The organism is Pseudomonas siliginis (genome assembly GCF_024072275.1).
Classification (GTDB): Bacteria; Pseudomonadota; Gammaproteobacteria; order Pseudomonadales; family Pseudomonadaceae; genus Aquipseudomonas; species Aquipseudomonas siliginis.
In genome coordinates, this window is record NZ_CP099598.1 from 4,596,487 (window position 1) to 4,622,196 (window position 25,710).

A 25,710-nucleotide genomic window follows, 5' to 3' on the forward strand; every position below is an offset into this window, starting at 1 on the left:
ATATGGCCCGGGGAAAAACGTTCGCCAGGCGGTATGCAACGCCCTGCCGCTACTCCCTGGCAAAGGTAATGGCATGGGGGAATATTCTTTCGCTTTCCCCAGACTGAGAGCGAACGCTGAACACGAATGTGCCGCCCGTCTTGCTTGAGACAAAAACCCGGGTAAGCCCCTGCTGATCAGTGAACCCCTGAGCCGGCCGAATAGTGACGGCATCCATCTTCGCGGGCGGAACGCTCTTGCCGAACCACTCCACGAGCGAGTTTTGTCCGCGGTTTCCGTAGTCGTCCTCCAGCACCGCATACAGTTCTACTTCATGACCGTATTTCACTGTTTCCAAAGGCGTAGGTGAAAGTTCTGCAATAGGGAACGACAACGTAGTGAAGTCGGCAGTTATTTCTATGGGAGGGGCGTATTGCGGCTCGAACAAGTCCAACCAAAGCATTGGCGTGTCGCGGCCCATGACCTTGCCGGGGATAAACTCGGCCAAAAGTGTCCCGTCCGTTCCCGTCGCCTTGTATTCAATGGTGCCCAATGTGGCGCGCCAATAAACATTGACGCCACTCAGCGACTTTCCATTGGCGTCTTTGAGGGTCACTTTATAAGTGACTTTTTCGTCTGGCTTGTTAGCCACGACGGTGCTGTCATCCACCACTTCGCACGTGATTGTGACCAGCCCTTTGACGTCGCCTGGAACATGCACGATCGGGGCACGAGTATCGGACTCGCCGAGCAGGGCATGTTCGGCGGCATCGGCATAGGATTTTTTGTCGACGGTTTCGGGCAGATTGCCAATGAGAAAAATCGTTAACGCATCCATGCCGCTCTCGGTGGACAGCGCCAGCACGCGCATCAACAAATCGAGCTGGGGAAGGTTTTTCAACACCTTCAGGTCGGGATCGATGCGGCTCACACATTCGCGCACTTCCTGAACGCTCCAGCCAAAAAAATCGGCCAGTTTGATCGCCGCCGCCTGTTGTGCCAGCCATCTCGCATCTCCGGTGACATCCGGCAATGCGTTGACCTGGCGCAGGTAGTCCAACAGCTTCTCTGGCGCTTGGCCGCTCGAGGCTGAGGCGAGGGCAAAAGCGCGAGTGAGCATGGTCAGGTAATAAAGCGTGCGCACCGTCAACGCATGCTTGTCGTCCTGAACCAGCCAGTCCTTGTAGCCGCTATCCAGATAATCCTGCAACAGCGCCGCGCTTAACCCCAGGGTCGACACCACCTCACTGCGCCGGCGAACTTCAGCCAGTAGATCGAATGATGTGTCGGCAACTCGGGGGCGAGTTCGGCCGCCCCCTTCGCTCCCCGCATCCGCTTGCTCCAGCACATGCAGCAGTAACTGATGCACCGTGACGTCTGCCCAGTTCAGGACCGGCAATGCCTGATCCACGCCAACGCCGGCGTATGCCGCCAGCGTCTCCTTGACCAGCGAAGTCTGCGCATCGCGCATCTGTAAAAACGCGCTGACCATGCTGTCGATGATGCTCTGCCGCAACGCTGGCTCGATCTCACCCAAGGCGCTGTCGACCGCCCAGGCGATTTTTTTATGGACGGAGGCCAGATACATCTCAGCGCTTCCCTCCGGAGGCAGGATCAAACCATGCCCGTCGGTTATCGGCCCCAGGCTGTCGGCGGATGTCGCGAGAAATTCGATCCAGTCCGCGGCCCCGGCTGCCGGAACGCCTGCCATGAGAAACGTACTATTGGACAACTGTGCAGTCGGCAGCAAATTGCGAACCTGCTCGAAAAACTGCTCATCCTGTTCGGATGGATCCTGAGCCGCTGGCGCAGCGACCGCATGCTGCAACACCCACAACACCGGCAGATTGTTTTGCGCGCACCACTGCACGCAACTTTGCATAGCCTCGATCAGTTCCAGCGCATCCGGTGAACCGTCCGGTACATCGTGGATGACAGGAGTACCGGCCAAGCCATTGACCCAGTCATCGCCGCCCAGGATCGATAGCATCAGCACGCCTTCAACCGGAGTGATGTTCAACAGCCGGGCCAGCCTCACCAAACGGTAGAAGCTCGAGATGATCGCTGCGTTGCGCTTCAATTTGTCGGTCAAGCCATGAGCCTTGGCCACAGCGTTCGCCAGCACGTAATAAGTCTGCGGATCAATCGCCAGACCACTGCAGAGCTGGCTGATCGTCAGATCCACCACGCCCGGTATCGGCGCCACCGCAAACTCATCGTTGTCGAGCTTGAAAGGCTCGCGATAACCGGTTTGAAAATTGAACACCTGATCGAATTGCGAGAGCGCTTCACCGCGGCCATAAACCGACAGCTCACCCACAAACACAGCAAAGTCCGCGGCGGTGCATTCGTAGCGCTCGCGCAACGTCTGGAACAACCCAAGCGCATGAACCGCGCCACTGGAGATGTCCATCTCGTTGCTGTGACCTTTCGTTGAATTGCCGCGCCCTGTTGCCCGGATGACCGATGTCAACACTGCGTCCAGCTGTTCGAACGGCAATCCTGTCCAGTTGGCCAGACGCACCATCTGATTCATCCGGGTATAGCGGTTGAACCCGATGAGTTCGTCGGGGTTTGCCGTCATTCGAATGCGAGGCTTGGTTGCAGGATCGAAACCCACCGCCGGCGCAGTACCGTCATTGATGTAAACCGAACCCGAGCGCTCGCTTTCAGGCTGCTTGGGCGTTTCATCCGGGTAGGTCACATTGGCCGAGCGCACAGGAGCAAAGTCGCCGATCGACAGAAGCGCCTCGATCTGTCGGCTGTCGAGCTTGGTGCGCTGACCGAAAAACTCCACCTGATTGAGATTCGAATACATCTCGGTATAGGTACCAAAGTTGTGCGCAAAAAAATCTTCGCGAAGGGCGAAATCCGCACGCGGTTCGGTCAGCAACTGGCGCTGATAAGGGCCAAGCCGCGAGGCATGGGCGAAACCCTGTGCAGTATTGGCACCTCGAGCATTGGCTTGCAGAAAATAGGGATAAGCCAGGTCAACCCGGTGCTCGAAGTCGCCCACCGACAGGTCATGAAACTGCGCGATACCATCAATTGTGACCCAATGCTGGTAATAAGGCAGACCATTGGGGTAGCGGGCTGCGATCAGCGCGTCTTCGATGGATTCGATATCCGTTTGCGCCGCGATGAATTTCTCCAGCACCTCAACGATGATGTCCACAGAAGAGATCGATTGATAAACCGCATTGAAGTCGACCTTCAGTGCCAAGAGATCTGTGCGCCGGTTATGCAGCGAGAAATCGTCTTCCTCTCTGATACCCTCCAGACGGTCACGAACCCAGCGCAACAAGTCGATCAGATACGCCACTGGCGACCAGATGGACTCCAGTGCATCTGGCGGGCACAACGCGGAAAAATCGGTACCGATCAGAGCGTGATAATTGGGACCGTCTACGATCGATAACAAACCGCTGGAGCTGCGCTTTGGCGCGGGCCTGGTGCCCCTCAGCGTCTGCTCGATAAATTGGCGCCGCTGAGACGTGGCTATGCTATTGGCGCCGCGCCAATATTGTTGCGCTTGCTCAACGCTGAGCTGATGCTCTTGGACCATGCATTGAACACCCCTTTCAACCAGTGGATAAATTGATCCACCGTTTTGCAGGTATGTCTCGAGGTTCTGCAGTCCGACGTTCTGTGCTCGTTGTTCCTCGCTGAACAACTCATCGAACAGTTGCAGGGCGGGACGGCGCGAATCAACCATGATCAGATTCCTTTAGGCGACAACTGGCCCGCGCAACCTGACGTCCTTCGTCAGGCTGCACATTCAGTGAGTACGATTGAGCGCTTCGAACGCCGTCAAGTCCACTGTCAGTTCTGACAGTTTTGATAGCCGTTCGTCGGAAGCCGGATTTCAGGAGTCGGCGTGGGGCAAGCGCGCAGCTTCGACTTCAAAACGCGCACTGTCGGCCCAATCGGACATCGTTGCGTCATCCGCCGCGTCAGTCAGCGTCTGCCGGAATCGGTACCAGTTGCCCGCCAGAGGCAGTGCCCTTGTCGCCGCCCCGCGCCAGTGCTCATCGACCACGGGTACCTGAGCCAGCCACTGAACATCCGGGTTGTACCAACTCGCGATGGCGCCCACGCCCGGACGGCCCTTGCCGCTGAACTGCACTGGATGACTGACCCAGCGTCCGGCTGCAGGCCCGTCGAGCACAGGTCGGAAAGTACCCAGAATGACCGAGCGCAGGGTTTCAAATGATTCGAACCCGTCCAGAGATGCGACTGCCTCGAGCCGGTAAAGCCCCCCGCCGAGCAGACTATCGAGCATCACTGACCAGGTGCGATTTTCCTGCACGACGGCGCTTGCCGGCTCGGAACGCGCGGCTCCGACCAGGGTCACCGTAACCGTATCGCCCGGCACGCCAAAACCGCACACCACCACCTGCTGCCCGATGGCATCGCCCTCGATCGGGGTTTCAATGAAGGGTGCCGCTGGCACAATGTCAAAGTGCAGCGGCTCGCTGTCTTTCGACTCCTGCAGTTTGCCGCTTTCATCCATGAACCTCTGCCGGGCCCAGATCGTTTTGCTGCCCACCGGCAACGTCACTTCGGCTTGCCAATTGCCCGCCCAATCCACAATGACATCACTGATCAGAGGTTCGGCAAGCCCTTGCAGACAGACGTCGACAACCCCGCCCCTCATGCCCGTACCCTTGAGCAACGCGGTTCGTGGCAACTTGCCGTGTTGTATCGGCTGGAGAAATTCTGGCGGTAGCAGCACCACCGTCAATTCATGCTCGTCACTGTGTAGCGACGGTCGACCGTCCAGTGTCTGCTGGGCGTCAAAGGTGTAGAGCCTGAATTGCTCGAGGCTCAGGTCAATCGACCAGTCGCCATCCTGGCTCAATATTTTCGGATCGCCCAAGGGACGATCAAACTGCTTGTCGCGCAGTTGCAAAGTGGCGCCCACCATACCCATCGTGCCCTCGACCGTTACAGCACGACCGACTTCCGAGCCGTTCGGCGGCTGGGTAATCACTGGCGTAACCATCGCTCTCCTGACAATGAATGTCGTGGACGTCGGCTGCGAAGTTTGCTGCGCGGCGACCTGGGTCACCGTGACGGTATGTGTGATATCCAAGGCAAATTCTTTGTCGCGCCTGAACTGCCACGTGCCAGCACTGACGATGCCCTTGTGCACAATGCCGGTTTCGTCGCTGTACTCAATGTTCACGGTTGCACCCGGCCAGCACGTGCCGCCGAACCTGGGCGAAAGTCCGTCATCTTCAGGCTCGTTCAAGCCAGGGGCCTGCGGCGGGATGGTGACTTTGAGGACAAACCAGTTTGGCGACTGGTGCCCGTCGAGATATTGCTTGATGTGGACCTGACGCTCAAACGAGGGTCCCCAGACCGTTGAAGCCTTGGTAGACCACCGCCCGCCAGCAACCTCCACTGCTGGCGCTTCGAGATCTCCGGTATTGGGCCTGCGTGGATTCACCGTGGCGCCGTTGAAGCCTTTGCCGCTGAAGGTCGGTTGGTAGTCGTTGGTGAATTGCACATCACTGACATCGGGGAGGACATTCTTTACTTCGAAGGTCAGCGGCAGCGAGTCGATCCAGCCGCTGGCGTTGTCTCTGATCTTCTGGACGGCGTTGATTTTATAGGTGCCAAATTTCCAGCCCGTTACGGTGGTGCTCCAAGTGCCGTTGCGCTGTACTTGTGCATTTGGAGGCGCGACCGGCATTGGGTCGGCTGGACTTTCGAGGATAGTGAACTCGATTTCGGTTCTGAGCTTCTCGTCGAAATGTCCGGTGCCGGAAAATGTGATCGTTTCATTGGCTTGCGTATATGTGACCGTCGGCTTGCCCGTGCGTACTCGTATGCCGAAGGGTTGGCTGGTCAGTGATGTCGTTCCCAAATAGGTATGCGTGCCGACAATTGAATGCGGACCAGGGGTCAGCGTGAAAGATGCAGACCATGCGCCTGTGGCGGCATCGGTTGGGGTGCTGATTTGAGCTTGGGTGTTTTCCGAACGCACAGCAACAGCACTGGAGATCCCGGCGACGACAGTGCCTGTGAACGTCGATGTCATGTCCACCGTCTGCGTCAATCCAGGAGACGTTATTCGAGGGGGGTCAATAACATAAAAATTTCGTTGGACTGACGGCACAGATGTTGCGCCATCGTATCTTTGACTGGCGACTAGAGAATAATTTTTGCCGAACGCAAACTTATAAGTGCTGGTACCACCCCATGACCCATCAATTTCGATCTTTGCGTAGGCCAATACTTTGATCGATGTGTCTTTGATGTAAACATCCACTCTTGTCAACTCTTGGTGCAGACCGCCTGTACCCGCAAATTGCGGCGTTTGTGTACTTATAACCTGCGGCAACGGACTGAGCGTTACAGGCTTGAGTACGGTCAGTGACGCTTTCCCCGCGTAGCGCCCCTGCGTATTTCCATACTCCTCACGGATAATGAAATCCTGTAAACCCTGAGGGACATTATCAAGGAGCGTGACAGTCCAATTTCCGTAGCCATTGGTAATGGCCGTTGTGCTCAGTACAGTGCCTGAATTGGGACGCACAAGCGTGATTTTGCTGCCTTTACCGGCGAGGCCTGGAACCGTTGTAGTCACAGTACGATTGCTGGCAATGCGAGCAGCCTTTCTGACCAGCAAAGTCCGCGGTGTCCACCTTGACCATTGATCAATGTAATCCCATCTTCCATCAACTCTGACTTGCAGGTCACTCTCGGGAAGGTCTTCGACTCGAATACTGTGCCAGACGCCCCCCAACCATGCACTTTCAGTGATACGTCGGTAGTAATTATCGGCTCCGTGAAAATCCAGATGAACGTTGTGATAACGGCCATCATTTACCGGTATACGAAACTTGAAGTCCATCGTGGTATCTACTAACAGTGACTCGGAGCCGGCCTCATACTCCAAATCCGCGACCAGGATTCCCGACTCTTCGGAAATCGGATCATCGGATTTTTGGGAAGAGCGATGGTCCTCAGGAAACGGGCCATCTTCTGGAGAATTGGAGCCTGGGTTCTCATGGTCGGACATGATCGAGCTTCCTTATACCGTCGGTACCTGGGTGCCTCATTGAAGAACCGTAAGCACGAAATGACACCTGTAAAACCTGACAGTCCCGACCAGCGGTAACTATTCCCACGCCGCAACATGCAGACGTCCTTCAGTCATTAACACGCGGCTACATCGGCTTGCGCCGTTGCCTACACATCACTCAGAATCCGCCGGCTTGTGCGCTTTGAAGCTGCCCCGTAACGTGATCCGTGCCGCTGCCAATCAGTGGTCGGGTTTAGTCGCCCGGGGGTTTGTCATCAAGGTGTATAAGCGTCATCAAGTCGGGTAATCCCTATCCCCGCACTCGATGGTGGCTGTACGCAGGGCGCTTCGGCGCGCCGGTTTTTGGTGATACCCCCGGTCGACTAACCTGCGTCCAGCCGCCACCCTTTCGTTTAGTCGCGAGGGGTGAAGGCCCCAACCAAGGGTTATCACCATGATCAAACCAACACCCAATCCCCCCGAAACCGAAGACTCGACCTCCCCCTACGCTTCCCCCGATTCCACCAGACTCCACGAGGCCGCTGAAAAAGCCCTCGATCACTACCTGAAAAAACCCGCCGCTGCGCCGTCGTGCAATTCCGTCGATCGCGGCATGCAGATGTTCATGGTCGCGCCCGACATCAACCCCGAAGCGATGGCCATTCAAACCTACGAAACCTTTTCTTCGGTCAGCATTCTGCTGCTCGACCTGGCGGACAGCCTCGAGGACAAGCCGCGACATCTGGCGATGGCGATCTATCAGTTGAGCGAGATGGGCCTATTGCTGGCGGAAAAGGCGCTGGATCAGGAGCGGGCGATCGCGGTGGCGTGACGTAAAAATCAAAAGATCGCAGCCTTCGGCAGCTCCTGCATTTGGAATGCGCTCCCCCTGTAGGAGCTGCCGAAGGCTGCGATCTTTTGCTGTTCAGGCAGAAGCGGGCAACGGCTGAAAACTGAAATACTGCTTCAGCGCCAGCACCAGTTGGCCGAACTCCGGGGGAGCGCGGCGCAGGATGAAACCGGCGTCGTAATGCAGCGGCGTGGCGTCTTCATGGCACCACACGCAACAGGCGCTGAAATCGATGACTTGCTGGCTGCCATCGCGGGCGGGGACCTTGAGGCGTAACTGAAAATCCACCCCGATCATCATCGGCAACTGGCTGATCAGCATCAGCCCGTCCGTAGACACATTGCCGAGAAAGCCGACGGGTTTGTCGGTGACGCTGTTGAACACTCTGAGGTAATACGGCAATTGATGCCGTTCGATCCGGCGGTCGGTAAACATGATGTGCTGTTCGCCATGCAGGGCTCCGTCACGGAGCCGCACCTGTGCTTCGGAACGAACCTGTGCGACAGGCCCGCTCTCCCCGCTTCCGGTGTGACGGTCGCGACAATCGCCGTCACCTTGTAACTGCCAGTCGCAGGTGTTGCGCCGTTATCGAGACACGGCTCGAAACGGTTTCCTTGACTATAGCGGAGCTTGTACAGACGGCCAGATTTTGTACGAAAACCGCGTCAGAAGCGCGTCGGCCGAACCACCGCAGCGGCGCTGCGTGTCGGGTAATGGCCCAGGCTCTGCAACGTTTCCAGACGCGCGCGGGCGCGGTAGGCGTATTCACTGTTGGGGTACGAAGCGATGATGAACTGGTAGGTCTGCACCGCGTCGATGTAGAGCTTCTGTCGTTCCAGGCACTGACCGCGCATCATCGACACTTCCGGCCACACGTACGGGCGGGCGCGGCTGGCGCGTTCGACCTTGGACAGTTCGAGCATGACCTGCTCGCAATTGCCGCGTTCATAGGCGCTGTAGGCGTTGTTCAAATGGTGGTTCATCGACCAACGGGTGCAGCCCGTCGCGGCGAGGGCGCTGAGGGCAAGGGCGGCAATGGGCAACAATCGCATGGGGGTTCTCCTGTCTTGTGCTCTGTATCGACCCCAGGTCGGAAAACTTCAGACGCGCTGGTCGCAAAGTTGCCGCGTTCAATAAAGAAAACGATAAGTAGTGCATTCGAACAATGACTACACCCTTCGAGCATAGTAGCCTCTGCCTGCGCTTGAACTCAGGAGTCTTTGCATGTCCGTCCGTCGTACCAAAATCGTCGCTACCCTTGGCCCGGCCAGTAACTCGCCGGAAGTTCTCGAACAGCTGATTCTGGCTGGTCTGGACGTCGCCCGTCTGAACTTCTCCCACGGCACCCCCGACGAGCACAAGGCTCGCGCGAAGCTGGTGCGTGACCTCGCTGCCAAGCACGGCCGCTTTGTCGCCCTGCTCGGTGACCTGCAAGGCCCGAAAATCCGTATCGCCAAATTCGCCAACAAGAAGATCGAGCTGAAGATCGGTGACAAGTTCACCTTCTCCACCAGCCATCCGTTGACCGAAGGCAACCAGCAGGTGGTCGGCATCGACTACCCGGATCTGGTCAAGGACTGCGGCGTGGGCGACGAGCTGCTGCTCGACGACGGCCGTGTGGTGATGCGCGTTGAAACCGCCACCGCCACTGAACTGCATTGCGTGGTGACCATCGGCGGCCCGCTGTCCGACCACAAAGGTATCAACCGTCGCGGTGGCGGTCTGACCGCGCCGGCCCTGACTGAAAAAGACAAGGCCGACATCAAGCTCGCCGCCGAAATGGAAGTCGACTACCTCGCCGTATCCTTCCCGCGCGACGCCGCCGACATGGAATACGCCCGTCAACTGCGTGACGAGGCCGGCGGCACTGCCTGGCTGGTGGCGAAGATCGAACGCGCCGAAGCCGTGGCCGACGATGAAACCCTCGACGGCCTGATCAAGGCCTCCGACGCGGTGATGGTTGCCCGTGGCGACCTCGGTGTGGAAATCGGCGATGCCGAACTGGTGGGCATTCAGAAGAAAATCATTCTGCACGCACGTCGCCACAACAAGGCCGTGATCGTCGCAACGCAGATGATGGAGTCGATGATCCAGAACCCGATGCCGACCCGCGCCGAAGTGTCCGACGTGGCCAACGCCGTGCTCGACTACACCGACGCCGTGATGCTCTCGGCCGAATCCGCCGCTGGTCTCTACCCGCTGGAAGCCGTGCAGGCGATGGCGCGCATCTGCGTCGGCGCCGAGAAACACCCGACCGGCAAGACCTCCAGCCACCGCATCGGCAAGGAATTCAGCCGCTGCGACGAGAGCATCGCGCTGGCGACCATGTACACCGCCAACCACTTCCCGGGCGTCAAAGCGATCATCGCGTTGACTGAAAGCGGCTTCACCCCGCTGATCATGTCGCGGATCCGCTCCTCGGTGCCGATCTACGCGTTCACCCCGCACCGCGAAGCCCAGGCCCGCGCAGCAATGTTCCGTGGCGTCTACACCATCCCGTTCGACCCGGCCTCGCTGGAACCGCACGAAGTCAGCCAGAAAGCCATCGACGAGCTGACCAAGCGCGGCGTCGTGGAAAAAGGCGACTGGGTCATCCTGACCAAGGGCGACAGCTACCACACCACCGGCGGCACCAATGGCATGAAGATCCTGCATGTCGGTGATCCGCAGGTCTGAGTGACCGGCAGCTGAAACGCAAAAGCCCCGCCATGTGAATGGCGGGGCTTTTTTGCTTATGATTCAACAGATATTTTGTCTGGTAAGGCCCTTTCGCGAGCAGGCTCGCTCTCACACTTGAAATGCAATCTCCTGTGGGAGCGAGCCTGCTCGCGAAGGCGTCTTGACACTCAGCGAAAGAACCCGCTCAACGCCGCCACCGCCTCTGGCGAACGCAGCCGCTGGGTAAACAATGCGCCCTCCTCCTCGATCACTTTGCGCAGCAGCTCGCGATCGGGCGCTCGCATCAGTTGCTTGCTGATGTGCACCGCTTCGGCCGGCAGCTCATCAAACCGCAGCGCCATTTCCCGGGCCTTGCTCAACGCAGCCGCGCCACTGTCCAGCGCGTCTGTGGCAATTCCCCATTGCGCAGCCTGTGCGCCGCTAAAGCCTTCGCCGAGCAATAACAACTCAGCCGCTTTCGCTTGCCCGAGCAAACGCGGCAGGATCAGGCTGGAGCCGAATTCCGGGCACAATCCGAGGTTGACGAACGGCATGCGCAGCCGGGCGTCGCGGCTGACATAGACCAGATCGCAATGCAGCAGCAGGGTCGTGCCGATACCCACCGCAGCACCGGCCACGGCGGCGATCACCGGTTTGCGGCATTCGAGCAGATTGAGCATGAAGTGAAACACCGGGCTGTCGAGGTCGCTCGGCGGTTGTCCGATGAAGTCGGCGATGTCATTGCCGGCGGTGAAGCACTCGGCGCTGCCGCTGATCAGTACGGCATTGATTTCGGGGTCGCTGTCGGCCTGTTTCAGTGCTTCGGCGAGGCGGCTGTACATGGCGCGCGTCAGGGCGTTTTTCTTGTCCGGGCGGTTGAGGCGCAGGGTCAGCAAACCGCGTTCGCGTTCCAGCAGGATGGCTTCGGTCATGGCGTGTCTCGCGTCTGAAAATCAGCGCTCAACCACGGCTCACAAACACGTCGGCCAGCAGTTGATTGCGCGGCAATCCGGCCAGGTACAGACGCTTGGCGAATGCGTCGACACTGGTCGTCGAGCCGCAGACTAAGGCCAGGGTTTGCCGGGAAACAAGGCGCAGTTGTGCCAAAGCGGCGGCCGAGTCGGCCGCTGCCCACAGCTCGACACTGAGGTTCTCGCGCTGCGCGGCCAGTGCGGCAAGGGGTTTGGCCAGATAGTGCTCGCGTTCGTCATGGGCCAGGTGAATGACGCGAATGGCGCCTTGGTGATCCTCACGCAAGGCCTCACGCAGCACCCCGAACAACGGCCCCAAACCAGTGCCGGCAGCCAGCAGCCACAGCGGCCGGGCGTGCCAGTCCGGATCGTAATGCAAGGCACCGCCGCGCAGTTCGCCAAGGCGGATCGAGTCGCCGATCTGCAGCTTGCGTGCGGCATCGATGAATTCGCCGGGCTGGCGGCAATCGAGGTGAAACTCGAGGAAGCGGTCTTCTTGCGGCAGGCTCGCCAGCGAGTAAGGGCGGGCGCTGTGGCCGATCCACAGCACCAGATGCTGGCCGGCGCTGTAGCGCAATGGCCGCTGCGGGGTCAGGCGCAGGCGCAGAACGCTGTCGCTGAGCCAGTCCAGCGCTTCGACCACGGCCGGGCGGCCGTCGCTGATCGGGTCGAAAGTGTGTACCTGCAAGTCTTCGACCACCTGACACTGACAAGCCAGGCGCCAACCGTCCTGACGTTGCTCGGCACTCAAGGCATCCGGACGATTGTCGGCGGGCAGGCCCTGGATGCATTGCACCAGACAGGCATGGCAACTGCCGGCGCGACAGCTGTAGGGCACGGCAACGCCGTTCTGATTGAGACTGTCGAGCAGGTTGCTGCCCGCCTCAACCGTCCACTGCCGATCACCGACGCGCAATTCAGGCATCAATGTTCTCCCACGCGGCGGCACAACGATTGCGCCCGTCACGCTTGGCCCGATACAGCGCCTGATCGGCACGCTGCAACGCCTCATCCAGATCATCGCCAACGGACAGCAGGGTCATGCCCGCCGACAGGCTCAGGTTGCGCACTTGCAGGCCCATTAATTCCACCTCACTGAAGGCGATGCGCAAACGTTCGCAACACGCGGTCAGGCGTTCGGCATCACAGTCGGGCACCAGCACGACGAATTCCTCGCCACCATAACGCGCCAGCACGTCACCGTCGCGCAGACAGGCTTGCGCCACCCCGGCAAACGCCTGCAATACCTGATCGCCGGCGGCGTGGCCGTGCAGGTCGTTGATGCGCTTGAAGTGGTCCAGATCGATCAGCGCCAGCCCATGCATCACGTCGCTGTCCAGCGCGTTCAGCTCGCGCGAGGCGATGCGCAGGAAATGCCGGCGATTGAACAGCCCGGTCAGTTCGTCGGTGGCGACCAGATCTTCAAGCTGGCGCATCATCCCGCGCAGGGTGTCCTGATGCGCCTGCAAGGCAAACCGACGCTGGCGCTGACGTTGTCGGGAAACCTGGACAAAACGTGCGTAAAGCACCAGCCACGCCAAGACCATCGCCAGAATGCACACCTGCAACGCTGCGAGCGCAGGCTCGGCCAAGCGGAAGTGGTAGGCGTCCCACAGGGTAATCGCGGAAAAACTGAAGAACACCAACAACGCGCAGCGGATGAATACTCGTCGGGTGAGATGGAACAGGCCGAACAGCAGGATCAGCACGTAAAACACCAGAAACGCGCCGCGCGCTTCGTCGACATGGGCGATCAGCCACGTCTGCCAGCCCAGGCCCATCAGCACTTGCGCTTCGGTCAGGCTGGGGTCGGCGAAGCGCTGGTTGCGCCCGCTCCAGAACATGGCGAAAAGGCTCGCCTGACTGATCACTACCAGCGCGCTGCCGATGGCCACGCCACTGAGCGATTGCTGGTAATGCCCGGTGAAAAACGCCAGCCACAGCAGCAGCAGAGCCAATCCGTAGGTGGCCGCAGCGAGGGCGAAGCGTTTGAGCAAAAGGCGTTGAATGGCGTTATGGGTCAATCGTTGACTCACCGTGCGATAGGAGGCTGACCGAGTGTCCTACTCTACAGACCGGATGCCACTTTAGAGGGCCGGTCGCTAAATGACCACCGATTTTCGGGCTCGAAAATTGACGTCAAAAGTGTGGCCTACTGACACCGCCAAAAGCCCCTCACCCTAGCCCTCTCCCAGAGGGAGAGGGGACTGACCGGGTTGTTTATCCGAGTTACACCGACTTCAAACATCGCGCCGAACTCGAGTCTGGAAACGGCACAAAACAGCTTCATTTTCCTGAGCCGGACTTAGTTTTTGAACAAGATGAAGATCGGCTCCCTTTCCCCCTCGCCCCATCTGGGGGAGAGGGCTGGGGTGAGGGGGGCGATCCTGAAGTGCAAACCCGCTGTCCGATATTCGCCCACCCATGCGACCAACGAATGACTGCCGGCGCGTGTACGCCCCACCGAGGCGCGGTATACTGCCGCGCCTTTTTAGCGTCGCGCCAGCAGCCCCGGCGTGCCAGAGGATCAGCTGTGAGCCGAAAGCCTCAAGCTGCCCCATAGAATGTTCCCGTGTTTCAGAGGAGCGCGACTCATGACCGTGATCAAGCAAGATGACCTGATTCAGAGCGTTGCCGACGCCCTGCAGTTCATTTCCTATTACCACCCCGTGGATTTCATCCAGGCGATGCACGAAGCCTACCTGCGCGAAGAGTCGCCAGCGGCCCGTGATTCGATGGCGCAGATCCTGATCAACTCGCGCATGTGCGCCACCGGCCATCGCCCGATCTGCCAGGACACCGGTATCGTCACCGTGTTCGTCCGTGTCGGCATGGATGTGCGCTGGGATGGCGCCACCATGGGCCTGGACGACATGATCAACGAAGGCGTGCGTCGCGCCTACAACCTGCCGGAAAACGTCCTGCGTGCCTCGATCCTTGCCGACCCGGCAGGCGCTCGCAAGAACACCAAGGACAACACCCCGGCGGTGATCCACTACTCCATCGTCTCGGGTAACACCGTGGAAGTGGACGTGGCGGCAAAGGGCGGCGGTTCCGAGAACAAGTCGAAAATGGCCATGCTCAACCCGTCCGACTCGATCGTCGACTGGGTATTGAAAACCGTGCCGACCATGGGCGCCGGCTGGTGCCCGCCGGGCATGCTCGGCATCGGCATCGGCGGCACCGCCGAGAAAGCCGCGGTGATGGCCAAGGAAGTGTTGATGGAATCCATCGACATTCACGAGCTCAAGGCCCGTGGCCCGCAGAACCGCATCGAAGAAATGCGTCTGGAACTGTTCGAGAAGGTCAACCAGTTGGGCATCGGCGCCCAGGGCCTCGGTGGCCTGACCACCGTGCTCGACGTGAAGATCATGGACTACCCGACCCACGCCGCATCCTTGCCGGTGTGCATGATCCCCAACTGCGCCGCCACCCGTCACGCACACTTTGTGCTCGACGGTTCCGGCCCGGCCTCGCTGGAAGCGCCACCGCTGGACGCCTACCCGGAAATAGTCTGGGAAGCCGGCCCGTCGGCGCGTCGTGTCAACCTCGACACCCTGACCCCGGAAGACGTGCAGAGCTGGAAGCCGGGCGAAACCGTGCTGCTCAACGGCAAGATGCTCACCGGTCGCGACGCCGCGCACAAGCGCATGGTCGAGATGCTCAACAAGGGTGAAACCCTGCCGGTCGACCTCAAGGGTCGCTTCATCTATTACGTCGGCCCGGTTGATCCGGTCGGTGACGAAGTGGTTGGCCCGGCGGGTCCTACCACCGCAACGCGGATGGACAAGTTCACCCGCCAGATCCTCGAGCAGACCGGCCTGCTGGGCATGATCGGCAAGTCCGAGCGCGGCCCGACTGCGATCGACGCGATCAAGGACAACAAAGCCGTGTACCTGATGGCAGTCGGCGGCGCTGCGTACCTGGTTGCGCAAGCGATCAAGAAGTCCAAGGTGCTGGCATTTGCCGAGCTGGGCATGGAAGCGATCTACGAGTTCGAGGTCAAGGACATGCCGGTCACCGTAGCGGTGGACAGCAAAGGTGAGTCGGTACACATCACTGGCCCGGCGATCTGGCAACAGAAGATCAGCGAAAGCCTGGCGGTAGAAGTGCAGTAAGCCTCAGGCGTATGAAAACGGCCGGCGCATCCGCAAAGATGCCCCGGCCGTTTTTGCTTGTTCAAACCAATCGCGATAACAGAATTTCCCATGCACAGAAAATGATCTTGCGCACCTGTCAGATCTGACAGGTCCATCTCTGGCCCACTCCTGTTAGCGTCTGTCCATACGCCCTATGTAGCGCGAACGGATTCGACCATGGCCGATCAAGACCTCAGCATCACAGCTCCTTCCATCGCCAAGAGCTCATCGATCGCCACCATCGGCAAAAGCTGGAGCGCCGTCGGGCCGACCGCCTCGGCTGGATGCGAATTGCTGATCCCGCTATCGAGCGGTCGTGGCTACGACCCGCAAATACCCTTGGCAATCAACAGCCAGAGCGGTAACGGTCCGTTTGGCCTTGGTTGCCACCTGGGCCTGAGCCAGATCAGTCGCCGCACCAACAAAGGTGTTCCACGTTATACCGAGCACGATGAAATCATCGGGCATGACGGCGAGGTGTGGATGCCGGAGCTCGATGATGCCGGAGACTTGAAGTCACGCACGGAACACAGCTACAGAGACCGCCCCATTCCCGAACACAACGTCGTGTCTTACCGGACGCGGATCGAAAGCGATTTTTCCCTGCGCGAATGCTGGCATCCGGCTGACGGTGGAGCCCCCTTCTGGCTGGTCCACGGTGCCGACGGCACGTTGCATGTCTACGGCAAAACCAGCGCCTCACGCCGTGCCGACCCCGACGACGAATCGCGCATCAGTAGCTGGCTGCTGTGTGAAAGCATGAACGCCCATGGCGAACACATCTGCTACGAGTACAAGCCCGACGATCAGCCTGACGAGCACGACCCGATTCACGACTACCGCGCCCAGCGTTATCTGCGCCGGGTGTGTTATGGCAATGCCACGGCGAGCGACCGTCTCTATAGCTGGGACACCGACCGGCCGACGGATTTGCCTTGGCATTTTCAACTGGTGTTCGATTACGGCGAACGCAGCAGTTCGCTGACGGAGACCCCGAGCTACGAAGAAGTGAACCGCTGGCGGCTGCGACCGGATCCGTTTTCCACCTATGGCCAGGGTTTTGAGCTGAGCACCCGCAGGCTGTGCCAGCAGGTGTTGATGTTTCATCACTTCCCCGAGGGCCTGGCGACAGAGGCGAAACTTGCCCGTCGCCTGCTGCTGGAATATCGACCTATCCAGAACTCTACGCCGTGGGCCTACAGCCAGATCAGCGCGGCGCACTATCAGGCCTTCGATGCGCAAGGCAATGTCGAGCATTCACCGCCGCTAGAGTTCGAATACTCGCCCTTCGAGATCAACAAGACACCTGCACGCCTGTTGGAAAACGAAACTCAACCGGGCATCGAAGACGGCGGGTTCTACCAATGTGTCGATCTGTATGGCGAGGGCGTGCCGGGTTTTCTCTGCCGCTATGACAACGCCTGGTACTACCGCGAGCCGCTGCGCGCGGCGCCTGGTACCGAACTGATCGGTTACGGCCCATGGGCTCTGCTGGACAAGATCCCGGTGGCAGATCGTAACCGCGCCGTGGCGCAACTGCTGGATCTGACCGGCGATGGGCGCCTGGACCTGATCATCGCCCGGTTGGGTTACTGCGGGTTCCATGCGCTGAATGCGCAGCGACAATTCGAATTGTTCAGCGCGTTCGACACGTTTCCCCGGGAACACCAGGATCTGACTTTGACCATGGGGGATTTCAGCGGCGACGGCCTGATGTCAGCGGCCAGCATCAGCCACGACCGTGTGCGGCTCTATGCCAGCCTGCGCGAAAAAGGCTTCGCCGCCGCACAGGAAATCCCCCATGCATACGAAGACGACCGTCTGCCGGTGTTCAGTAACTCGCGAACCGAACTGGTGCTTCTGGGCAATCTGCTCGGCAGCGACATGCCCGAACTGTGTCGCATCCGCCATGACGAAGTCCGCTGCTGGCCGAATCTTGGTCATGGCAAATTCGGTCAAGGTCGCAAGATCAGTGCCCTGCCCTTCACCTACGACGAATTCGACGCCGCACGAGTGCGCCTGGCCGACCTCGATGGCTCCGGCGCGCCCGCGCTGATCTATCTGCGATCCGAAGGGTTCGACATTTACCTGAACCGGGGCGGCAACGGTCTGGAGCAGATTCCCGTCAGCGTGCCGTGGCCCGAAGAGGTGCGCTATGACCGTCTGTGTCAGGTCAGTTTCGCCGACCTGCAAGGCCTCGGTTGCGCCAGCCTGATTCTGACGGTGCCGCATATCCAGCCTCGGCATTGGCGCTACGATTTTGTTGCAGCCAAGCCCTATCTGCTGGTCAACAGCAACAACAACATGGGTTACTCGAGCAGCGTGACTTATCGCAGTTCGGCTCAGGAATGGCTGGATGAAAAGGAGCGACTGCTGGCACTTGCGCGTGCACCGATATGTCATCTGCCGTTTCCGCTGCCCGTGGTGAAGAAACAGGAGCAACACGACGAGATCACCGACAACCGGTTGACCCAGTCATTCACCTGGCGCGAAGGGTTCTACGACGGCAGGGAACGGGAGTTTCGCGGGTTCGGCTATTTGCAGCAACTTGACTGCGAGATTGGAGCCGATCCTTCAGAGCCTGGCTTCAACGAGCCGGTGCAAACATGCACCTGGTTTCACAACGGGCAGGAAATGAATCGTTCCCGCGAGGATTATTTCAACGCGGACGTGGACGCCTGCCCGTTGGGCGAAACCCTGTTCAGTCGTTATCACCCCAAGGGTGAAATCGATGAGCCTGTGACCCCGGAAGATGCCGACAGTCGCTATCGGATTGCGCAGGCACTGGTCGGCTCGGTCGCCCGAACGGAAATCCTCGTCTACCAGACCGATGCGCGGACGTCTGCTGCAGCCCCGCTGTACTCGATACAGGAAAAGCGTTATCTGGTGCGCGAGGTACGGCCGCAGGGGCCATATGCCGCAGCCGTTCTGCTGCCCCTTCAGGTTGAAGCAATCAGTTATCAGTACGACGGCTTTATCAATGACCCGCTGTGCCGCCACGATGTCAGCCTGCGCTGGGACGCTTATGGCGCCGCGACCCATGCACTGACGGTGAGCTATGCGCGCAGGTTGACCGCCCAGAGCCCGCCACCCTTCACCGAGGACCACCTGAATCAATGGTGGTCCGACGCTCACGACGAGGCGCAGCAATACTTTTACATCAGTGAAACCCGTGCGCGTCTGATCAATCTGCCAGAGGCGCAGCAATGGCGACTTGGCTTGCCCTATCAGGAACGGGGCGATGCGCTGAAATTGGCCAAAGGTACGCTACCCGGCGAGCTGAACCCGGCACAGGTGTCTTTTGAATCGTTGAGAACGCTGCAGGATTCGCAAGAATGGGCCATCGATCGGGTACTGACTTCCCAATCCATACAGCGTTATGTGGACGTAGAGGGTATTGAACTGGAGGACGGCGTCGCCGGATTCGAAGCCCTGTCGCATTCTCTGGAGCTTGCCTTGCTGGACAAGAACGCGCTGGACGCTTACAGCATTGTGCCGGATCTGAACATTCGCGAAGCCCTCGAGGCAATTGGTTACTCACCCATGCCGCTGCTGTTCGAAGCACCGCCCAGCGAAGAACCAAACCTCTGGTCATCGCGGTTCAATCTGGCTCGGTACGGCGACTTGCAAGCGTTCTATAAAGTGCTCGATTTCAACGAAACGCCAAGCCATGGCGTGACCAAAGCCGAATACGATCAACACTGGCTGACGGTCATGCGCATGGAGTTGCCCGACGGTTGTGCCGTGCAGGTCGCGGAATTCGATTACCACGCCCTGAAACCCAAGCGAATCACCGACGCCAACGACAACACTGAAGAAGTCATCCATGAGCCTTCCGGTCAGCCGCTGGTCATCAGCTTTCACGGTACCGAGAATGGCCAACCTGCCGGATTCGACAAGCTGACCGATGACTGGACCTTGCCGGCCCCCAGTCCGGAACAGGCCATCCAGTATCCGGAGGACACTGTAAAAAACGCAGCCAGCACCCTGCACAAAAACCTGTTCAGCTGGATGGGCCTGATACCCGCCTCCACGCTTCAAACCCTGTCAATCAAGCAGGGCGATCTGTTGCCCGGCGGGCAGATCCGCGCCAGCGCACGTCGCCGGCTCGCGCAAAGCCTCAATCTGACGCCTGAAGACCAGCAATTGCTCGAGGCCATTGAACTGGCGTACCGGGAGCCGGTACACACCGTGGTGCTCAGCGCCGACCGCTATCCCTACGACACCGTCAAGGCACAGATCCAGATTGTCAAAACCTGCGTCGATGGCTTTGGTCGGGTACTGCAAACCCAGCAGAAGGTCGACCCCGGGCTGGCTTATGTGGTGGGTGAGGATGGTCAATTACTGATCGAAGAAGGTGAGCAACCGACGCAGACACGCTGGCGCATCAGTGAACGCGTCGAATACAACAACAAAGGTCTGCCGCAGCGCCAATACCGGCCGTTTTTCGCCAACACGCACCGCTACGTCAATGATCAATCGCTGCGCCAACTCGGGCTCTTCGATCAGCTGTTCTATGACGCAACGGGGCGTCCGATCAAGCTGATCAACGCCAAGGGCGACTTTTCCCGCGAGACGTATCATCCCTGGTATCACACCAGCGAAGACTTCAACGACACCGCTGAAGAGGTGGTGTCTACGCGAGGGTCAGGCGCATGAGCGCCTCCACACATTGGCGCACGCCTTCGCTGACAGCCAGCGACGGACGTGGCCTGCCAGTCCGTCAGGTCGCTTATTTGCGTACCGTGGCGGGCGACACGCCTAGCGCACTCGTGACCCGCCAGCACCACGATGTCGCCGGGCGCCTGGTCGCGCAACAGGATCCGCGCCTGCCGATCGCGAACACAACTACCGTGTTTTCGCTGAACGATATCGCCGTGTTTACCAACAGCCGGGATAGCGGCTGGCGCCTGCTGCTGCCGGGCAGGGCCGGGGAGCCCGGACACCGTTGGGACGCGCGTGGCCATGTCTGGCAATCGACCTTTGACGGGCAATTGCGCGTGGTGCAGCTCGAAGTGTCGGGAAACGGCGAAAATCAGCTCGATACCTTCACTTACGCCCCCGGCTCTGCCGGAGCAGACTCCAACCTGCGCGGCCGGTTGATCCAGCAGACAGATCCGTCAGGTTCGCTGGATATCACCAGCTATGCCCTCACCGGACAGGCACTGGTGGAAAAGCGCACATTTGATGATCACCAAGCGTTCACCAGCCATCAGGTGTTCAGTCCGCTTGGCGCCGTGCTTGAACAGACCGACGCCGGCGGCCATCGCAGAACCTCGCGCTACGGTCTTGCCGGGCAACTCAGGCAAATGCACTTGCAAGTGAAGGCGAACATCACGCAAGTCCTGGAGGATGCGCACTACAACGCCAATGGCCAGCTCATCGAGCAACAGGACGGCAACGGCGTGCTCAGCGAATGGACCTACGATCCAGCCGACGGACGCTTGCGCACGCGGATCAGCCATAAGCCCGGCCAACCCGCATTGCAGGATCTGCAATATTTCTACGATCGCGTCGGCAATATCATCCGCATCGAAGACCACGCCTTCGAGCCAACCTGGTTCGCCAATCAACGGGTCGACGGCCACCGTGAATTCGACTACGACTCCCTGTATCGCCTGATCCGCGCAACCGGTCATGACGACGCCCTGCCCCCGGACATTCCCGGCCTGCCGCGACCGCCCGACGAGCGAAACCGCCTCAATTACACCCAGACGTATAGCTACGACGATGGCGGCAATCTGACCGAGTTGCGTCATCAGCGCGACGGCAACAGTCGTACCCGCACGATGTCCATCGACGACAAAAGCAATCGCGGGGTGCGTTGGCAAACAGGTGACGAGCCGCCGGACTTCGACATCTGGTTCGACCCGCACGGCAATCAACGCAAGCTGCGCCACGGTCCGTCATTGCACTGGAACAGCCGTGACGAGCTGGAGCGCGTGGATCTGGTTATCCGTCAGGACAGCGATAACGATGCCGAGTATTACCAGTACAGCGCGGGCCAGCGGGTCCTCAAATGTCATGAATGGTTCACCGACAAGGTCCGCCACTTCCAGCAGGTGCGTTACCTGCCGGGGCTGGAAATTCGCAGCAAGGACAACGGCGAAGAGCTGCACATCATCAGCCTCGGTAACGCGCGTTGCCTGCATTGGGCGCAACGTTCAGCGCCGATAGACGACCAGATGCGCTACACCCTCGAAGACCACCTAGGCTCTTGCGTGATGGAGCTCAATGAAGACGCTGTGGTCACCAGCGCAGAAGGCTATTACCCGTTCGGCGAAACCGCGTGGATGGCGCCGGAATCGGAAATCGAATACCGCTTTATCCGTTATTCCGGCAAGGAAATGGATGTCAGCGGTTTGTACTATTACGGCGCCCGTTATTACGCGCCGTGGTTGCAGCGCTGGGTCAGTACTGACGCCGAGCAGGCGGACGGCCTGAATTTATATGCATTCGTGGGAAATAACCCGATCCGTTTCATCGATCCGGACGGCAACAAGCGTGCAGAAGGCGTGATCATGCTGTATTCGGCGTTCGCATCCGCCGTGGAAGGGCATTCCGAAGAAGTCCTGGGACAGCTGCACAGCATCATTCATCAGGATGTTGCACTGAGCATGGCAATGAATCTGGCGGGAGAAACCCTCAGAGGCGTTATCGGTTATGAGGGTGGATCCATCGGTGGTACGCAATTTGACACCATGATCCCCGCTCTTGAAGTAAAGCCGAATGTGTTGAAACCCTCAGGCTTGATCGGCGGCAACATCGGTGGAGATGTCGCCGCAGCTATCGGCGAACCACTGGCTGACCATGTCAGGCTTCGCGTCGGTCCTTTGATACCGCAGACCTCGCAGATGTCCGTCAGCGCGATTGATCAAAGTCTGGGAATTCAGGAATCGGTCAGGGAGATCAACTCCTGGAAAGACTTCAGGAGGGAGCTGCTCCATCCGGCACTCAATGCGATCACCAACCCAGTGTTTTTGATGAACAGAGTATTCGGATCGGTAATCGCCATCATTCCCGGCGCACTCAATATGGGAAGTCGGGCGCAGGAAGCACAGGACATCAAGAACCGCCTCGACCCGGTGAAAATCGAAAAGATCGAGAAAATGCTCAGCGAGTGGAAAGCAGCCATCGAAGAACGGTCTGCATGGGCAGAGAATGCCTTTGATGCACTGGGCGTTGACAGTGTTTCGCCCGCCAATGTGCTGCCGAATGCGAATAGCAACACGTCCAGCGAAATGTTGGCGGTCATCACGCGTTCCGGCCTGCAGCAAAGGAACCGGGCTGTACTTGCGAACATCGCGCAAGCGCAGGCCGGCCTCGCGCATTACAAAGAGATGGGGTCGACGGACAACCAGTATTTGGCAAGGCAGCGACATCTGGCATCGAAAAAACCTGGCAGTCCACTGGTTGCCAAGTTTAAAAATGGACGATGAAACCATGCACTCGCGCACGCCGTCCTTGTCGGCCACTGACGGTCGAGGCTTAACTGTCCGGCAGATCGATTACCTGCGCAACCTGGCCGGCGCCTCCCCCAAAGCCCTCGTGACTCGCCAGCAATACGATTTGGCCGGCCGTCTGGCATTGCAGCAGGATCCGCGTCTGACCGTTGCCAACGTCAGCACCGTTTACGCGCTGAACGGCGATGCGCTGTACACCGCCAGCGTGGACAGCGGCCAGCGTTTGATGCTGCCCGGGTTGGCCGGCGAGCCAGTGCAGCGATGGGACGGCCGCCACCAGCATTGGCTGTCGTCGTTCGACGAGCAACTGCGCGTGGTGAAGCTCGAGATGACCGGCAACGACAAGACACAGCTCGACACCTTCACCTATGCCGACGGTTCTGCCGATACAGGTAACAACCTCCGTGGCCAGTTGATCCAACGGACAGATGCCTCCGGTTCGTTCGAAGTTGCCAGCTACGCTCTCACCGGCCAACCACTGCAAGAGACCCGCCTGTTTCACGACGGCGCGTCTTTCGCCAGCCATCAGGTATTCAGCCCGCTCGGTACCATGCTCGAGCAAACCGACGCCGGCGGGCATTGTCGGCAATCGCGCTACGGAGTCGCAGGACAGCTCAAAACAGTAGATCTGCTGATCGGCGGCACAGAACGACACCACGTATTGCTGGCTGCGCACTACAACGCCAATGGCCAGCTCATCGAGCAAGAGGACGGCAACGGCGTGCTCAGCGAATGGACCTACGAGCCAGCCGACGGACGCTTGCGCACCCGGATCAGCCATAAGCCCGGCCAACCCGCATTGCAGGATCTGCAATATTTCTACGATCGCGTCGGCAATATCATCCGCATCGAAGACCATGCCTTCGAGCCCACCTGGTTCGCCAATCAACGGGTCGACGGCCACCGTGAATTCAGCTACGACTCCCTGTATCGCCTGATCCGCGCGACCGGTCATGACGACGCCCTGCCCCCGGACATTCCCGGCCTGCCGCGACCGCCCGACGAGCGAAACCGCCTTAATTACACTCAGACGTATAGCTACGACGATGGCGGCAATCTGACCGAGTTGCGTCATCAGCGCGACGGCAACAGTCGTACCCGCACGATGCGCATCGACGACAAAAGCAATCGCGGGGTGCGTTGGCAAACAGGTGACGAGCCGCCGGACTTCGACATCTGGTTCGACCCGCACGGCAATCAACGCAAGCTGCACCACGGTCCGTCATTGCACTGGAACAGCCGTGACGAACTGGAGCGCGTGGATCTGGTTATCCGTCAGGACAGCGATAACGATGCCGAGTATTACCAGTACAGCGCGGGCCAGCGGGTCCTCAAATGTCATGAATGGTTCACCGACAAGGTCCGCCACTTCCACCAGGTGCGTTACCTGCCGGGGCTGGAAATCCGCAGCAAAGACAACGGCGAAGAGCTGCACATCATTAGCCTCGGTAACGCGCGCTGCCTGCATTGGGCGCAACGTTCAGCACCGATAGACGACCAGATGCGCTACACCCTCGAAGACCACCTCGGCTCTTGCGTGATGGAGCTCAATGAAGACGCCGTAGTCACCAGCGCAGAAGGCTATTACCCGTTCGGCGAAACCGCGTGGATGGCGCCGGAATCGGAAATCGAATACCGCTTTATCCGTTATTCCGGCAAGGAAATGGATGTCAGCGGTTTGTACTACTACGGCGCCCGTTATTACGCGCCGTGGTTGCAGCGCTGGGTCAGTGCGGATCCGGCGGGGGATGTGGACGGTTTGAATCTGTATGGTTTTGTCGGTAACAACCCGATCGTCCATGTCGACCAGACCGGTGCCTTCAAAGTGGTGTTTGACCTGGTCAGAAAAGCGGTCGGTATTTTTGATAAAGCGCAAACTGCGGCGGAGCAATTGCACAACCTGACCACCGAGTTCGATGGCCTGATTCCTGAAGGCCAGAACATCGAGGAGGTGCGCAAAAGCATGACGTTCGGCAAATTCATCACCTCCCGGGCCGGCATCAAATCGGTCTTTTACGGTATCGGCAAAGGCATCGCCATCGGCAGTGTCATCGGCACCGTGGTACCCGGAATCGGCAACGCCATCGGTTCCGGCGCAGGGGCAATCGCGGGGGCAATAGTGTTTCCGGTATTGCGTTACCACTTTTTCAAGAAAGGTTTGAAAGCAGCGCAGACACTGCACACCCAAGAGCTCAAGGACGGGCTGAAAACGCTGGGCGACGGCGCTGCAAAAGCCGTCGACGGCGCGGGCGCTCTTCTCGATGGAGGTGCTGCGCTTATCGACAGCATCAAGACTTTCACGGATAACCTCAACAGCTACTCCGAGCACATCCAGAAGATGTTCTACGCCCAACTGGACGCACTGGATGCAGAAAAACAGCGTCAGGTCATGAAGCTGTCCAGGAATGGTGTAGACCCGTTCGAGGCCATCGACAAGGTCATGCAAACCGCCCAGGCGACTATCGAAGCGCCAAGCGAGGCGCAAGGCGTGACTGAACGCCTGCAGCAACTGGAGCGCTCGCTCGCTGCCGAACCTCAGGCAAGACCGGTGCCGAAGCCGAGGTTGAATCTTGTGCATCGACGTCAGGTACAGGAGACAGCTGTCTAGCAGACACGG

General features: G+C 59.3%; 13 protein-coding genes. 6 read left to right on the forward strand and 7 right to left on the reverse strand.

The annotated features are described in order from the left end of the window. Positions 1-49 precede the first annotated feature (49 nt). Both NF676_RS21120 and NF676_RS21125 read right to left on the reverse strand, forming a co-directional pair. On the reverse strand, positions 50-3,694 hold the full coding sequence (locus tag NF676_RS21120) for a Tc toxin subunit A (protein ID WP_252886713.1): 3,645 nt from the start codon (positions 3,692-3,694) through the stop codon (positions 50-52). A gap of 150 nt (positions 3,695-3,844) precedes the next feature. Continuing rightward, the gene (locus NF676_RS21125; protein WP_252886714.1) at positions 3,845-7,009 is read right to left on the reverse strand and encodes a hypothetical protein; all 3,165 of its coding nucleotides are present in this window, start codon (positions 7,007-7,009) and stop codon (positions 3,845-3,847) included. A 457-nt stretch (positions 7,010-7,466) separates the two neighbouring features. Here NF676_RS21125 and NF676_RS21130 point away from each other — a divergent pair, with 457 nt between their 5' ends. Continuing rightward, entirely contained in the window at positions 7,467-7,844 is a 378-nt protein-coding gene (locus NF676_RS21130; protein ID WP_133339801.1) for a DUF6124 family protein, read from the forward strand. Between the two features lie 93 nt (positions 7,845-7,937). Here the strand turns inward: NF676_RS21130 and NF676_RS21135 are convergent, their stop codons facing one another. Then, positions 7,938-8,297: a PilZ domain-containing protein gene (locus NF676_RS21135; RefSeq protein ID WP_041479819.1), complete on the reverse strand. Its 360-nt coding sequence runs from the start codon at positions 8,295-8,297 to the stop codon at positions 7,938-7,940. Positions 8,298-8,527: 230 nt separating this feature from the next. Next, entirely contained in the window at positions 8,528-8,914 is a 387-nt protein-coding gene (locus tag NF676_RS21140) for a tetratricopeptide repeat protein (protein WP_095181453.1), read from the reverse strand. A 172-nt stretch (positions 8,915-9,086) separates the two neighbouring features. Between NF676_RS21140 and pyk the strand changes: the two genes are divergently transcribed. Then, complete coding sequence (gene pyk / locus NF676_RS21145; protein ID WP_024014116.1) at positions 9,087-10,538, forward strand: pyruvate kinase; 1,452 nt, start codon at positions 9,087-9,089, stop codon at positions 10,536-10,538. Positions 10,539-10,708: 170 nt separating this feature from the next. On the opposite strand, the gene NF676_RS21150 is transcribed toward pyk, so the two are convergent. From NF676_RS21150 to NF676_RS21160, 3 genes are read right to left on the reverse strand one after another with little or no spacing between them, the layout of a single operon-like run. Further along, on the reverse strand, positions 10,709-11,452 hold the full coding sequence (locus NF676_RS21150) for an enoyl-CoA hydratase-related protein (RefSeq protein ID WP_252886715.1): 744 nt from the start codon (positions 11,450-11,452) through the stop codon (positions 10,709-10,711). A 28-nt stretch (positions 11,453-11,480) separates the two neighbouring features. After that, positions 11,481-12,416, reverse strand: a complete 936-nt coding sequence (locus NF676_RS21155) for an iron-sulfur-binding ferredoxin reductase (protein ID WP_252886716.1) — start codon at positions 12,414-12,416, stop codon at positions 11,481-11,483. Next, the gene (locus NF676_RS21160; protein WP_041479822.1) at positions 12,409-13,515 is read right to left on the reverse strand and encodes a GGDEF domain-containing protein; all 1,107 of its coding nucleotides are present in this window, start codon (positions 13,513-13,515) and stop codon (positions 12,409-12,411) included. The genes NF676_RS21155 and NF676_RS21160 overlap by 8 nt, the downstream gene beginning before the upstream one ends. A 570-nt stretch (positions 13,516-14,085) precedes the next feature. Here NF676_RS21160 and NF676_RS21165 point away from each other — a divergent pair. The 4 genes from NF676_RS21165 to NF676_RS21180 all read left to right on the forward strand — a co-directional run bounded on the left by NF676_RS21165 (position 14,086) and on the right by NF676_RS21180 (position 25,701). Continuing rightward, on the forward strand, positions 14,086-15,609 hold the full coding sequence (locus tag NF676_RS21165) for a fumarate hydratase (RefSeq protein ID WP_252886717.1): 1,524 nt from the start codon (positions 14,086-14,088) through the stop codon (positions 15,607-15,609). Positions 15,610-15,807: 198 nt separating this feature from the next. Further along, on the forward strand, positions 15,808-20,289 hold the full coding sequence (locus tag NF676_RS21170) for a SpvB/TcaC N-terminal domain-containing protein (protein WP_252886718.1): 4,482 nt from the start codon (positions 15,808-15,810) through the stop codon (positions 20,287-20,289). Next, positions 20,286-23,069 carry an RHS repeat domain-containing protein gene (locus NF676_RS21175; RefSeq protein WP_252886719.1) on the forward strand — a complete coding sequence of 928 codons (2,784 nt, stop codon included), beginning with the start codon at positions 20,286-20,288 and terminating at the stop codon, positions 23,067-23,069. The genes NF676_RS21170 and NF676_RS21175 overlap by 4 nt, the downstream gene beginning before the upstream one ends. Further along, positions 23,059-25,701 (forward strand): RHS repeat domain-containing protein, encoded by a 2,643-nt coding sequence (locus tag NF676_RS21180; protein ID WP_252886720.1) that lies wholly within the window; start codon positions 23,059-23,061, stop codon positions 25,699-25,701. Before NF676_RS21175 ends, NF676_RS21180 begins: the two co-directional genes overlap by 11 nt. Positions 25,702-25,710: the final 9 nt, after the last annotated feature.